Source organism: Streptomyces sp. TSRI0281 (genome assembly GCF_001905125.1).
GTDB lineage: Bacteria > Actinomycetota > Actinomycetes > Streptomycetales > Streptomycetaceae > Streptomyces.
Map to the genome: position 1 here is coordinate 209,555 of NZ_LWLE01000005.1, position 13,541 is coordinate 223,095.

General features: G+C 70.9%; 10 protein-coding genes and 1 pseudogene. 8 read left to right on the forward strand and 3 right to left on the reverse strand.

Going from position 1 to position 13,541, the window contains the following annotated elements; genetic code table 11:
* Positions 1-5 precede the first annotated feature (5 nt).
* A pseudogene (locus tag A6A29_RS48010) lies at positions 6-119 on the forward strand (PadR family transcriptional regulator); the annotation flags it as partial.
* Here A6A29_RS48010 and A6A29_RS12540 read toward each other — a convergent pair.
* Positions 114-1,019 (reverse strand): oxygenase MpaB family protein, encoded by a 906-nt coding sequence (locus A6A29_RS12540; protein ID WP_073720114.1) that lies wholly within the window; start codon positions 1,017-1,019, stop codon positions 114-116. The pseudogene A6A29_RS48010 and the gene A6A29_RS12540 sit on opposite strands and share 6 nt — an antisense overlap.
* 165 nt (positions 1,020-1,184) lie before the next feature.
* Between A6A29_RS12540 and A6A29_RS12545 the strand changes: the two genes are divergently transcribed.
* Positions 1,185-2,177 carry a hypothetical protein gene (locus A6A29_RS12545; protein WP_198953051.1) on the forward strand — a complete coding sequence of 331 codons (993 nt, stop codon included), beginning with the start codon at positions 1,185-1,187 and terminating at the stop codon, positions 2,175-2,177.
* Positions 2,178-2,302: 125 nt separating this feature from the next.
* Here the strand turns inward: A6A29_RS12545 and A6A29_RS12550 are convergent, their stop codons facing one another.
* The gene (locus tag A6A29_RS12550) at positions 2,303-2,485 is read right to left on the reverse strand and encodes a hypothetical protein (RefSeq protein ID WP_073720116.1); all 183 of its coding nucleotides are present in this window, start codon (positions 2,483-2,485) and stop codon (positions 2,303-2,305) included.
* An 83-nt stretch (positions 2,486-2,568) separates the two neighbouring features.
* Positions 2,569-3,741 (reverse strand): acyl-CoA desaturase, encoded by a 1,173-nt coding sequence (locus tag A6A29_RS12555; RefSeq protein ID WP_079182715.1) that lies wholly within the window; start codon positions 3,739-3,741, stop codon positions 2,569-2,571.
* Between the two features lie 257 nt (positions 3,742-3,998).
* On the opposite strand from A6A29_RS12555, the gene A6A29_RS12560 reads away from it, so the two are divergent.
* From A6A29_RS12560 to A6A29_RS12585, 6 genes are all read left to right on the forward strand, one after another.
* Positions 3,999-6,986, forward strand: a complete 2,988-nt coding sequence (locus A6A29_RS12560; protein ID WP_073720117.1) for a DEAD/DEAH box helicase — start codon at positions 3,999-4,001, stop codon at positions 6,984-6,986.
* Entirely contained in the window at positions 6,983-8,404 is a 1,422-nt protein-coding gene (locus tag A6A29_RS12565; RefSeq protein WP_241838438.1) for an SWIM zinc finger family protein, read from the forward strand. Before A6A29_RS12560 ends, A6A29_RS12565 begins: the two co-directional genes overlap by 4 nt.
* Before the next feature lie 225 nt (positions 8,405-8,629).
* Positions 8,630-9,991 (forward strand): esterase-like activity of phytase family protein, encoded by a 1,362-nt coding sequence (locus A6A29_RS12570; protein WP_385727186.1) that lies wholly within the window; start codon positions 8,630-8,632, stop codon positions 9,989-9,991.
* A 286-nt stretch (positions 9,992-10,277) separates the two neighbouring features.
* Positions 10,278-11,864: an APC family permease gene (locus A6A29_RS12575; RefSeq protein WP_241838439.1), complete on the forward strand. Its 1,587-nt coding sequence runs from the start codon at positions 10,278-10,280 to the stop codon at positions 11,862-11,864.
* Positions 11,861-12,877 carry an acetamidase/formamidase family protein gene (locus A6A29_RS12580; protein WP_073720119.1) on the forward strand — a complete coding sequence of 339 codons (1,017 nt, stop codon included), beginning with the start codon at positions 11,861-11,863 and terminating at the stop codon, positions 12,875-12,877. Before A6A29_RS12575 ends, A6A29_RS12580 begins: the two co-directional genes overlap by 4 nt.
* Positions 12,878-12,913: 36 nt before the next feature.
* Entirely contained in the window at positions 12,914-13,495 is a 582-nt protein-coding gene (locus A6A29_RS12585) for an N-acetylmuramoyl-L-alanine amidase (protein WP_073720120.1), read from the forward strand.
* Positions 13,496-13,541: the final 46 nt, after the last annotated feature.

The window sequence follows — 13,541 nt, forward strand, 5'->3', positions numbered from 1 at the left end:
CTGCCCGGACGCTGCGCGCGGAAGAGCTGGACGATCCGTTCCGGCGGGGCGTGCCCACGATCGCGCGGGCGACCGGCGAGGCCGAACGGCGTCAGCTCCGGACCAGCTTGGACTCACTCGGCCGGAACGTCCGACGTCCGGCCGCGCGGGACCGGGCAGCCGCGCACACCCGGTGTGGGGAACGTTCCGAGTCCGGCAATCTCATATCCGTCCGGGTATCCCCTGATCTCGGGGTTCTGGCGGGCGTAGTGCGGTGCCCTCCGGGGCGGCAGGAGCCGTACGGCGCGGGCGCGCAGCCGCAGCGCGCCATGGGTGAGCCTGCGGGCGACGGCCCCCGGCCGCTCGTACCGGAACGCCCGCAGCAGCGAATCGTCGAGGAGCGCGAGGCCGGCGCCGCGCACGGCGGGTGCCAGCACGGCCGGGTACCAGGAAGCCATCAGGTCCAACGTGGCGTCGGAGACCCTGCGGCCCCCCTCGTCCCAGCCGAAGTGCTCACGCTCGTAGGTGTCGAGGGTGCGCTCGAAGTCCTCGTACGTCCGGGGCACGTCCTTGATGCCGAGCTGGGCGCCGAACGTGCGGTAGTACGCGGCGAAGGCGCGCAGTTCATGGTCGGACAGCCTGCGCCAGCCGTAGGTGTCGAGCCAGCGCTTCGGCGTGACGACGAAGGTGCACAGAACGTAGCGCATGTCGTCATCGCTGATGTCGTAGCCGCGGTGCATCTGATTGATCCGCCGGACGGCGGTACGCCCCTGTTCGGCGTCAAAACCGTGCTCCACGATGGTGTCGAGAAGCAGGGCGGTGTCGTCGTACCGCTTCTGCGAACGCTCCGTCAGTTCGGCGGTCTCGGCGAGGAGTCGTCCGATGCTGGGGACGGCATAGGTGCGGTAGAGGGCCAGTTCGAGAGCCCGGGTGATGTCCCAGGGGAACTCGTAGGTGACGGTGAGGCGGTAGATCTCCAGGAAGTCCCGCTCCGGATCGAGCCGCTGAATCTCCTTCAGCCGGTCGTACCTTTTCACCACGATGTCCCCCTGTTCGGCCGGAGGCCCAACCCTACGCGGGACTCACCCGTGCACGCGGCTGTTCCGCGGCACACCGGATGCCCGCCGGCCGCCCCCGTAGCCCCGCTTGTCAGGCCCTCGACTACAGGGTTACCGAGTAGTTAGGGTGCGCCGACGGACCAAGCGATGAGCGATGAGGAGGATGCTGTGGCCGGGACGGACGACACGGTCGCCGACGACGACGCACTGTTTGTGCTGACCGCGGTGCTGCTCACCCCCGCGCAGTTCCCGAGCGTGCTGGGTGACGACTATGTGGCCGCCTGCCGGACGCTCGCCCTCGAACCGTACGAGGAGGGCTACGGTCTGGTCCTCGGCCAGGACGGCAACGGTGCCCGCTGGACCGTGGTCGTGGAGGACGTCTCGCTGGTCGCGGTCGCCATCGCCGCCTGGGACTGCGGAATGGATTACGACCTCTCTCCCGACGACCGATCCGTGGTGTGCGCGCTGCCGGGCTGGCCGCTCGCCGTGGCCGTCGCCGCGCCCGGTGTTCCCGCGCCGCACGATCCACTGCCGGATCCGGAGGCCGAAGGGGTGGGTCCCGCCCCGTTGACGCCGCCCGACACGGACGCCTGGGGGCCGGCGCAGCGGCGCCTCGGGGCGGACGAGATCGCCGCGCAGTGGGCGACCTGGCGCGAACAGATAGACGACTCGGCGTTCACCCGGCCCGGGGAGGCGTTGCGCGAGGTAGCGGTGGCCGGTGGGACGGTGGACAAGGAAGCGGCGGCTGCGGAAACCTTGCGCGAGGAAGCGGCGACCGTGGGGGCTGGGAACTCCGGGCCCGGCGGGGAGCGAGAGGCGGATGCGGCCACCGAGAATTCCGGGGCACCGAACGGGAACGTGCAGTCCAGGCAGCACCCCGGTGTGCGCCGGGTGCTGGAGGAGGCCCGTGCCTATACGCACTCCCCACCGCCGCCCGGCCGGGTGCGTTCCTCCTTCGCCTCCGACGACGCCCGCACGCTGCGCGCCGATGGTCCGGGCTGGTCGCTGGTGGCCAGGACCGACGACATCGCGTTCATCCTGCTGGACGAGACGCCGGGCGAGATCCTCACCGTGGGCCGCGGCCCCGAGCTGCCCGGCCTGCTGAAGGCGCTGGACGACTTGGCCGTGCGACCCGCCTGATTCCGGCTTCACCCCGGCCGGGCGGAGGCTCAGGAGTCAGGCCCGCGTTCTCCGCGACGTACGAACAGACCGGCGGGCGGCGCCCCGCTGTGGGCGCCGCCGTACGACTGTCCGGTTGGCCGGGGTCAGCGGCCTATCTCCTTGCGGCTGATCCTGCGGAGCCGGCGCCGCTGGGACGGGTCAAGCATCAGATATCCCACGACGGGGACGCCGATCAGCACCAGCAGCGCCCACCAGAATCCGATGAGGGGCCACAGGACGGCCGCCGCGACAACTCCCCCGATGGCGATCTTCGCACCGTTCGACATGGTCCACGCCTCCTTCGCGGCCGGAGCCGCTCCTGTTGTGTGAACGCTTGTACGCGCCCATCGGTTCCGCCACGCGGCCGCGACTATCGCAGCGGTTCGCCGACCTCGTGCATGTGGGTCAGCGCCTGGCGGTAGGACTCGATGAGTCCGGTCTCCGCGTACGGCATCCCGATGTCCTTGCAGTGGGCCTTGACCAGCGGCTGGGCCAGTCGCAGGTGAGGGCGCGGCATGCTCGGGAAGAGGTGGTGCTCGATCTGGTAGTTCAGGCCCCCCAGGAACCAGTCGGTGAGGACGGCCCCGCGTACGTTCCGCGAGGTCAGCACCTGTCGCTGCAGGTGGCCCCAGCGGTCGCCGTCCGGGTCGGGCATCTCCATGCCCTTGTGGTTCGGGGCGAAGGCCATGCCGAGATGGAGGCCGAACAGCGCGTGGTGCACCAGGGCGAACACGACGGCCTTGCCGAGGGACATGGTGGTCAGCAGCAGCGTGGCGTACAGCGCCAGGTGCCCGGCCAGCAGCAGACCGGAAAGGGCGCGCTCCCTGACGGGCTGACGCCGCAGGAACTGGAAGCCGTAGATCTTCAGGGCGATGCCTTCGAGGAGCAGCATCGGGAAGAAGAGCCGGGCCTGGTTGCGGGTGAGCCAGCGGGCGAAGCCTTCGCGCTGCGCCGCCTGCTTCTGGGTCCAGACAAGAGCGCCGACGCCGACGTCGGGATCCTTGTCGATGTGGTTGGGGTTGGCGTGGTGGCGCACGTGCTTGTCGTTCCACCACGCCTCGTTCATGCCGAGGAGCAGATTGGCGTGGACGAGCCCGATGATGCGGCTCGTCCTGCGGTCACCGGATATCTGGGCGTGTCCCGCGTCGTGTCCGACGAAGGCGGTACGGGTCCACAGGATCGCCAGCGGCAGCGTGAGGAGCAGCGTCCACCAGGTGTTGCCCAGGAGCACGAGAGCGGTGATCACCGCGCCCAGGGCCACCAGGTTGACCGCGATGCCCGCCCCGTACCAGCCGGTGCGCCGCTCCAGGAGCCCTTGCCCCTTGACAGCCCTCAGAAGAGGGGCAAAATCGCTCCCTGAACTCCCGGTGCTCGCGGCGCTCTCGGAACCGGATCGCTCGGCGCCCTGCCCCTGCGGAACCGGGGCCTGTGAAACCGGGTTCTCCGAATCCGCGCCTGCGGCACGCGCGACACTTCCCGTACTTCCGGAACTGTCCGATCCGTCGCGGGCGGGCTCCGCAACGGTGGCTATCGCCTGGGGCATGACATCTCCGGATCTCTGGGCATGTGCGCTGACCTTGTAGAACGTACGGATTGGGGGCTTGTGGCAGCCATGGCGCCACCACCCTGGTTCTCCGGGGGTTTGCCCCCGTGTCCCACGGTGGTGCTGGCTGCACCACGAGACCGGAAGGCAGAGGAAAGTGATGGGGATCACGGCGCAGAATTGCCGGAAGAGACGACGGGTGGAGTACCCTCGGCGACCCCGACCCACTAGTCAAATTTGAGGAATCTGACATCGCTGTGCACCTGCACCCTGCGGCAACGCTTTCCGAGATTTCTGAACTGTCCCGCTGCTCCGCAGTCTTCCTCCCCGCGGATCCGGCCCGTAGCGGCCTGATCGCGTTCTGGAACCCGGACGGTAGCACCCCGCCCGCGACTCCCGGGATTTCGAGGGAACTGACCGTCGTAGGAGCCGATGCGCAGCCGCATGCCGTACCGGCTCTGCACCTGCCCGTGCGGGATGCCCTCGCTGTCCTCACACGGGCGCGGGTGAGCGGGCACGCCTCCCCCGCGACCGCCTTCTGGGGAGCCGCCGGAATCCTCGCGCTCCAACTCGTCGCCCGTGGGCTGCTGCTGCCGGGGCTGAGCCCCTTGGACCACGATGCGTGGCGGGCCGGTCCGCTGACCTCGGACGACCTCGCGCGGATCCGGGAGCTGGCGGCGTCCATGCCGCCCACCGCCCACGCGGTGCCGCTGGACGCAGGCCCGGACACGGCGGCGGGCCGGCCGGTGCTGTTGCCCGAACCGGAGCGGCTGCTGCGGGCGTTCCTGGATGCGGTGGCCGACGGGCTGCCCCGAACGCCCGCCGCCTCGTTCACCACAACGGGCCCCGCCTTCGCCGCCGATGCGCCGCAACAGCTCCCCGGTCTGCGGGGCTGGGCGGCCGATGTCGCGGCCGGTCATGACGCGGGCGTACGGCTCTCCCTGCGGATCGAGATGTCGGAGCCGGCCGAACCCTTCACCGCGACCGGCTCCGACCACGACTCGCACCGGAACCGTCCCCCTCACGGGCAGTCGCAGCCGAGTGACCGTGGACCGTCGTTCCGGGCCGTCCTGCAGATCCACAGCGTCAGCGACCCCACCCTGGTCGCCGACGCGGCCGAGGTATGGGCGGGAAGCGCGCCGACCGCTGCGGCATTCGGCCCGCGGGCCCGGATGGACGCCCTGCTCGCGCTGCGCCGCGCCGCCCGCGCCTGGCCTCCGCTGGCCCCGCTGCTGTCGGCTGCGGTGCCCGACTCGGTCGAACCGGCCGACGAGGAGATCGCCGAGCTGCTGGGCCCCGCCGCACGGGCACTGGCCGCGACGGGTGTTCAGGTGCACTGGCCCAAGGAACTGGCCAGAAAGCTCACCGCACGCGCGGTGATCGGACCGCCCGACCCGGATGACGGCCCGACCGGCTCGAAGGACGGCCCAACCCGGTCGAAGGACGGCTCCAAAGCCCACGCCGGCACCGGGTCGGACGCTCCCTCGTTCCTGTCCGCCGACGCGCTGCTCGCGTTCAACTGGCGGTTCGCGCTGGGCGACCAGAAGCTGAGCCGGGCGGAGATCGACCGGCTCGCCGAGTCCAGCAGGCCGGTCGTCCGTCTGCGCGACCAGTGGGTGCTCATCGACCCCGAGGAGGCCCGACGGGCCCGGGAGTCCCAGGACCGCAAGGTCACACCCATGGACGCGCTGGGCGCGGTGCTGACCGGTTCCACCGAGGTGGACGGGCAGCGGGTCGAGGTCGCGGCGACGGGCTGGCTGGAGCAACTACGGGACCGGCTCACGGACCCGGAGTCGGGCGAACAGCAGACGATCGGTCAGCCCGGGGCGCTCACCGCGACCTTGCGCGACTATCAGCTGCGCGGCCTGAACTGGCTGAACACCATGACCTCACTCGGTCTCGGCGGATGTCTCGCCGATGACATGGGGCTCGGCAAGACCATCACCCTGATCGCCCTGCATCTGCACCGCCAGAGCGATCCCGCAGCGGCCGGGCCGACCCTGGTGGTGTGCCCGACGTCCCTGATGGGCAATTGGCAACGGGAGATCGAGAGGTTCGCACCGGGCACGCCGGTGCGTCGCTTCCACGGTGCCGCGCGCTCCCTGGAAGGGCTCGCGGACGGCGAGTTCGTCCTCACCACGTACGGCACGATGCGCCTCGACGCGCCCCGGCTCGCCGGGGCGAACTGGGGAATGGTCGTCGCCGACGAGGCGCAGCACGTCAAGAATCCGCATTCGGCCACGGCGAAGCAGCTGCGGGCCATCGGCGCGCGGGCGCGCGTCGCGCTCACCGGCACCCCGGTGGAGAACAACCTCTCCGAGCTGTGGGCGATCCTCGACTGGACGACCCCGGGACTCCTCGGCCGGCTCGGCACCTTCCGTACCCGGTACGCCGCCGCGATCGAGGGCGGCAACGACCCGGCGGCCGCCGAGCGGCTCGCCTCCCTGGTACGCCCGTTCCTGCTGCGGCGCCGCAAGTCCGACCCGGGCATCGCTCCGGAGCTGCCGCCGAAGACGGAGACCGACCGTGCGGTGTCGCTGACGGCGGAGCAGACGGGCCTGTACGAGGCGGTGGTGCGCGAGACCCTGGCGGAGATCTCCGGATCCGACGGATTCGCCCGGCGCGGGCTCGTCATGAAGCTGCTGACGGCGCTCAAGCAGATCTGCAACCACCCGGCGCAGTACCTCAAGGAGGAGCAGCCGAGGATCGCGGACCGTTCGGGCAAGGTGGAGCTGCTGGACGAACTTCTCGACACGATCCTGTCCGAGGAGGCGAGCGTGCTGGTGTTCACCCAGTACGTGCAGATGGCCCGGCTGCTGGAACGGCATCTGGCGGCGCGCGGGGTGCCCACCCAGTTCCTGCACGGCGGCACGTCCGTCGCGCAGCGCGAGGAGATGGTCCAGCGGTTCCAGGCGGGCGAGGCCCCGGTCTTCCTGCTGTCGCTCAAGGCGGCCGGGACCGGGCTCAACCTCACCCGGGCCGAGCACGTGGTGCACTTCGACCGCTGGTGGAACCCGGCGGTCGAGGCGCAGGCGACGGACCGCGCGTACCGGATCGGCCAGACCCGGCCGGTCCAGGTGCACCGGCTCATCGCCGAGGGCACCATCGAGGACCGGATCGCCGAGATGCTGGCCCGCAAGCAGGGAGTCGCGGACGCGGTACTGGGTTCCGGCGAGGCCGCGCTGACCGAACTGACCGATGCGGAACTGGCCGACCTGGTCCAGCTGCGAGGGGGCGCACGATGAGCGACGCATACGGGGACGCGTACGAGGACGGCGGCTACGACGAGCGGGGCGGCGGGCCCGGCGACTGGCAGGGCGACGAACCGGACGGCGACCGGGGCGAACAGCCCGGATACGGCCGGGGAGCTGAGGGGCGTGGAGGTCCCGAGCGTACGTTCGCGGCCCTGCCACCGGCGCACGGGCGCGGGTTCGCCACATCGTGGTGGGGCCAGGCGTGGCTGAAGGCGCTGGAGGACACGGCCCTCGACGGTCAGCAGCTCAAGAAGGGGCGCCGACTGGCCAGGGAGGGCAAGGTCGGCGCGGTCTCCGTGCGGCCGGGCCGGATCACCGCCGTCGTCCATGAGCGGGACGCGACGGCGTACCGCAGCGATGTGCTGCTCCAGCAGCTGAGCGAGGAGGAGTGGGACCGCTTCCTGGACATGGCGGTCGAGCGGGCCGGACACATCGCGGCGTTGCTGGACCGGGAGATGCCGCCGCACCTGGTGGAGGACGCGGCGGCGGCGGGGGTGGATCTGCTGCCGGGCATCGGTGACCTGGAACCCGAGTGCGCCTGCGAGGCGTGGGACCACTGCCCGCACACGGGCGCCCTGTGCTACCAGGTGGCGCGGCTGCTGGACGAGGACCCGTTCGTGTTGCTGCTGCTGCGGGGGCGCGACGAGCGGCGGCTCCTGGACGAGCTCCAGGTGCGCAGTGCCGCCCGAGCGGTCCGGTCGGTGCGCGGGGAGCCGACGGGCGCGGAGGACCGGAGTGCGCCCGCGGCCCGGTACGGCGTTCCGGCCGAGGAGGTCTACGCCGCGGAAGGGATTCTGCCGCCGCTGCCCGCGCCTCCGCCGGTACCCGACGAGCCGGGTCTTCCGCCGTCCCTGGACACGGAGACCGACCCGGCGCCGGGGCTCGACCCGGCGGCGCTGGAACTGCTGGCGTCGGACAGTGCCGTACGGGCCCACCGGATGCTGCGGGAAGCACTGGCTCCGGCGCACGAACACCGCCCGGTGCCGGTCGGGTTGACACCGGAGCAGGACGCGGTACGGCTGGCGGCCGACACCGCTCCCGAACCGTGGATCGCCACCCGGCTCGCGGCCGGCTCCGGTCGGCAGCGGGCCGACCTGGACATCGCCGTGCGCGCCTGGCGGTACGGCGGCAGCGCCGCGCTCGCGGTGCTGGAGGAGGAGTGGGAGCCGGACCCGGAATCCCTCGCGCGGGCGCGGGCGCAGCTCGCCGCGGCCTGGGAAGAGGGCGAGCGCCCGCAGTTGCGTGCCGGACGTGCCCGCTGGACGGTGACGGGCGCCGACCTCCAGCTCCGGTACGGGCGGGACGGGCGGTGGTGGCCGTACCGCAAGGAACGCGGCCGCTGGGTGCCGGCCGGGCCTGCGGATGACGATCCGGCGGGCGCGCTGGCGGTGTCGCCGGCCGACGCCTGATCCGACGCATACACGTACCGGGGGCGGGGCAGTACCTGTGCCGGAGGCGGAGGCGCCGCTCCCGGGCGTGTATGCGAGGCCGGGGTGCGGAGGCGCCGCAACCCGGCGCCATGCGAGGCCGGGTTCGCCATCTGCTGCCCTCACGTTCAACTCGATGTCACCGGGTGTTGTACGTGGGGGCGGAACCTGACGGCGCTGATGAACCTTTGTGCCCCAGGAGGCCCCATGTCCACGCGTGTTGTCCGTCGTGCCCTTTCTGTCGGGCTGCCGCTCGCCCTGCTGTCCACCCTCGGTGTCACCGCCACCGCGACCGCCGGTACGCAGGAACGCCACGGACACCACGAGCGTCCCGACCGGACCGCGCGGATCACCGGGAGCGCCGTGCTGGGCGACCTACCGCTCGCCGGATTCAGCAACGGTCTGCTGCCCGGCACGGTCTCCGACGACCGGGGTGTCCAGCTCGGCGGCATCGGCAGCGACATCTACCCGGCCGGTCGTAAGGGCGAGTTCTGGACGGTGACGGACCGCGGGCCGAACGGCCAGATCAAGGTCGACGGCAAGAAGCGGCGTACGTTCCCCGTCGCGGGCTTCGATCCGGCGATCGTGAAGATCCGGGTCAGTGGCAAGAAGATCAAGGTGCTGAGCGCCATCCCGATCACGACGCGTTCCGGTGCGCCGGTCACGGGGCTGCCGAACCAGGCGAGCCGTGACGAGGCCCCGTACACGTACAACGCGCTGACCCCCCTCACGTACCACCCGAACGGGCTGGACACCGAGGGCGTCGTCCGTGCGGCGGACGGCTCGTTCTGGCTGGTGGACGAGTACGGCCCCTCCCTGGTCCATGTCTCCTCGCGCGGCCGGGTGCTGGCCCGCTACGTACCCGAGGGACTGCGGCTGAAGGGCGCCGGCTACCCCGTCGTCGAGGCCCTGCCCGGAGTGCTGCTCCACCGCAAGATCAACCGTGGTTTCGAAGGGCTGGCCCTGCTGCCCGGCGGGGATCTGGTGATGGCGGTGCAGAGCCCTCTCTCGCTGCCCGACGTGGACGCGGGCGAGTCCTCGCGCAATGTCCGGCTGCTGCGCTTCTCGACGAAGAAGCAGGCGGTGACCGCCGAGTACGCCTACCGGTTCGACCCGGTCGAGGTCGTCGACCCGGGCGAGGACGACACGTCCGAGCTGAAGATCTCCTCGGTCGTCGCCCTGGACCGGAACACGCTGCTGGTCGAGGAGCGCACCGACAAGGCGGCCCGACTGCACCGGGTGACGCTCCCCCACGGCTCCGGCATCCTCGGCTCGGCCTGGGACGACCCGGCGGCCTCCCCCTCGTACGAGGAGCTGACGAACCCCTCGGCAGCCGGTGTGCGGGTGCTGCGCAAGAGCCTGGTCATCGACCTCGGCACGGTCGCGGGAGTGCCCGGCAAGATCGAAGGCGTGGCGGTCACGGGCCGGAGCACGCTCGCCCTCATCAACGACAACGACTTCGGGATGACGGACGGCGCGGAGGCGTTCGACGCGAACGGCCGACTGGTCGACAGCGGCATCGAGACCTCGGTGACGTCGCTCAAGCTCCCCCGCCCGCTGAAGGGCTGAGCCCGCGCGGAACCGCGCCGCCGGCTGATCCCCCGACCCGGCCCCGAACACCTGCCGTCTTCCGTCACCTCCCCGACGGCCGTACGGTGGGCCCCGCCAGACGCTCGGCCGTACATCGGACAACGCCTTCCGGTCATCGGACATGAGGAGTCACGGGGTGTCACATCGCAGGGTGCCGGGTCACGGGGTGTTACATGACGGGCTGCCGGATCACGAGTCGTCAGGTCACGAGTTGTCAGGTCACGGAGGGCCGGGGGAAGCGCACACGGAACTGCGGCGCGATGCTTTGGGACTGCGCGAGGTCCTCTTCCAGAGCATCACGGCGATGGCGCCCGCCGCGGCCATCGCGGCGTCCATCCCCGCCGGTGCCGCGTTCGCCGGGGGCAGTCTGCCGCTGTCCGTCCTGGTGGCGCTGGTGGCCTGTCTGTTCACCGCGTCGTGCGTGGCGGAGCTGGCCCGGCGGTTACCGGCGGCCGGATCGGTCGCCACGTACTCCGCACAGGGACTGCATCCGGCCGTCGGCTTCCTCGTCGGCTGGGGCTATGTCTTCGTCGAGGCCCTGATCCCCGCGCTGCTGCTGCTCCAGCTCGGCTTCACCACCGCGGGCACCCTGAACGAACAGTGGCCCGCCTACCCGGCCGACCTCTGGTGGCCCTGGTCGCTGCTGGGGGCGGCCGTCATCGCGGCCGCCGGGTACTTCGGAGTGCGGGCCTCCGCCCGGTTCGGCACCGTCCTCGGCATCTTCGAGGTACTGGTCTTCCTCGGGTTCGCGGTGGTGCTGATCGGTAAGGCGGGCCCGGACAACACCCTGTCGGTGTTCGGCACAGGACACGCCCCGAGCGGCGGCGACGGCATCAGTGCGGTGTTCGCAGGGTCGGTGTACACGATCCTCGCGTTCGCGGGCTTCGAGGCCGCGGCCCCTCTCGCGGAGGAGACCAAGGACCCGCGGCGCACCATGCGGCGTGCGGTGCTCGGGTCGGCGCTCTCGATCGGACTCGTGTACGTCCTCACCACGTACGCCATGTCGGTGTACTTCGGGCCCGACAGGTTCGCCGATTTCGGTACGTCCGGCAGCGCGTCCTGGGAGGGCGTGGCCCGCGCGTCGTTCGGGCTGTTCTGGGTGCTGCTGTTCTTCGCCGTCGTCAACTCGACCCTGGCCAACGCCAACGCCTGTGCGAACGTCTCCACCCGGACCGCCTTCGCGCTGGGCCGGATCCGGGTGTTTCCGCACGCCTTCGCGCGCCTGCATCCCCGGCGCCGTTCCCCGGTCACCGGAGTGGCCGCGCAGTTCGTGATCGCGGTCGGCGCGACACTCGGGCTGGGGTTCGCCTACGACCCGGTGACGGCGTTCGTGCTGCTGGCCACCATCATCGTGACGGTCATCATCGGGGTGTACATCGTCGTCGATCTGGCCTGTGCCGGGTACTTCCTGCGGCGCCGCCGCGACGCCTTCCACCCCGTACTGCATCTCCTCTTCCCGGTGCTGGGCATCGCGGCGTTCGTCCCGGCCCTGCTGACCGCGGCGGGCATTCCCGCCTTCGACTTCGTCTCGGAGCTCAGCGCTCCCGTGTCGTACGCGGGCCCGGTCGTCGGCGTCTGGATGCTCATCGGCCTCGTCGTCCTGGCGGTACTGCTGCGGCGCCATCCGGAGCGGGTGGCGCAGACCGGGCGGGTCCATCTGGATGAGGCCGCGTGGCAGACGGCCGCCGGGCCCGGGACCGCCGCGACCACGACCGGCGCCACGAGCAATCCTGAGACCGATCCCAGGACCAGGACCGGGACCAAGAAAGAGACCGGGACCAAGAAAGGGGCCGGGACCGCTGTCGGGACCAAGCCCGAGTCCCCGCCCGAGACAGGAGATGAGCAGCGATGAGCGACCCCAGGATTCTGACCGTTCGACCGCGGGAGGGCGAGTACGCCTGGACGTTCGGCGGCGCCGCACCGGTGGCACGGATCGAGCCGGGTACGTACCTCGACCTCTACACCGAGGACTGCTTCGCGGGACGGGTGCGCTCCGACAAGGACCTGGTGTCGGAGGTGTGCGAGTTCCCCTACCTCAACCCGCAGACGGGCCCGTTCCATGTGGTGGGGGCCGAGCCGGGCGACACCGTGGCGGTGCACTTCGTGTCGATCGAACCGGCCAGGGACTGGGCCGCCTCGACGACCGTGCCCTTGTTCGGGGCGCTGACCTCCACGCACACCACGGCCTCGCTCCAGGCCCCGCTGCCCGAGGTGGTGTGGATGTGGCAGCTGGACCGGGCGCGCCGCACCTGCCTGTTCAGCGCTCGGGACAGCGACTTCCAGGTGGAACTGCCGATGGATCCGATGCACGGCACGGTGGGGGTGGCCCCGGCCAACCTGGAGGTCCGGTCGGCGCTGGTGCCGGACGCGCACGGCGGCAACATGGACACGCCCGAGATGCGGGCCGGGGTGACCTGCTATCTGGGCGTCAACGTCGAAGGCGCGCTGCTGAGTCTGGGCGACGGGCACGCCCGCCAGGGCGAGGGCGAGACCTGCGGCGTGGCCGTGGAGTGCGCGATGAACACGGTGGTGCTGGTCGAGCTGCTGAAGGGGGTCGCCACGCCGTGGCCACGGATCGAGTCCGACACCCATCTGATGTCCACCGGTTCCGCCCGCCCCCTCGAAGACGCCTTCCGTATCTCGCAGTTGGACCTGGTGCAGTGGCTGGCCCGCGACTACGGGCTCTCCGAACTCGACGCGTACCAACTGATCAGCCAGGCCGGTGAGGCGCCGCTGGCCAATGTCTGCGACACCAACTACACCTGCGTGGCCAAGATCCGCAAGGAATGGCTGCCCACCGGGGAACCGAACCGCGGCCTCCACCGTCATCTTCGGCAGACGGCCTCGGTGTTGCCTCGATCCTGATCCTGCGTCACCATCCCTTCCCCCACAGGAGTTCCGATGCACCGCAGAAAACTTCTTCAGGGCGCCGCCGTCACCGTGGCGGCGACGCTGCTCCCCGCCTCGGCACGGGCCGTGGCCTCATCGACGGGCGAGACGGATTATCCGGAGGCCCACTGGGCACCGGCGTCCACGTCCAACTACACGTCCTCGTCCCGGCCGTCGGCGTATCCGGTCGACTTCGTCGTCATCCATGTCGCGCAGCAGACGTTCAACGAGACGATCGGCATCTTCCAGAATCCGGCCAAACAGGTCTCCGCCCACTATGTGGTGCGTTCGGGCGACGGATACGTGGCCCAGTGCGTGCGGGAGCGGGACATCGGCTGGCACGCGGGGAACTGGGACTACAACACCCGCAGCATCGGCATCGAGCACGAGGGCTGGGTGGACCAACCCGCCTACTTCACCGACGCCATGTACGAGCGTTCGGCGAAGCTGACGGCGGACATCTGCGATCGCCACGGCATCACGAAGGACCGGTCCCACATCATCGGCCACCACCAGGTGCCGGGCAGCGACCACACCGATCCGGGAGACAACTGGGACTGGGTCCGTTACATCCGCCTGGTGAATCTCTCCTGACTCCCCCTCCTCGGCGGGCCACAGCGACTACTCTCCGCACCTGGGT

Bases quoted from the DNA above. Each gene is read 5' to 3' on its own strand.
- A6A29_RS12580 (WP_073720119.1), top strand. From the start codon at position 11,861: ATGAGCGACCCCAGGATTCTGACCGTTCGACCGCGGGAGGGCGAGTAC.
- A6A29_RS12555 (WP_079182715.1), bottom strand. From the start codon at position 3,741: ATGCCCCAGGCGATAGCCACCGTTGCGGAGCCCGCCCGCGACGGATCG.
- A6A29_RS12545 (WP_198953051.1), top strand. From the start codon at position 1,185: ATGAGCGATGAGGAGGATGCTGTGGCCGGGACGGACGACACGGTCGCC.
- A6A29_RS12550 (WP_073720116.1), bottom strand. From the start codon at position 2,485: ATGTCGAACGGTGCGAAGATCGCCATCGGGGGAGTTGTCGCGGCGGCC.
- A6A29_RS12570 (WP_385727186.1), top strand. From the start codon at position 8,630: ATGTCCACGCGTGTTGTCCGTCGTGCCCTTTCTGTCGGGCTGCCGCTC.
- A6A29_RS12565 (WP_241838438.1), top strand. From the start codon at position 6,983: ATGAGCGACGCATACGGGGACGCGTACGAGGACGGCGGCTACGACGAG.
- A6A29_RS12585 (WP_073720120.1), top strand. From the start codon at position 12,914: ATGCACCGCAGAAAACTTCTTCAGGGCGCCGCCGTCACCGTGGCGGCG.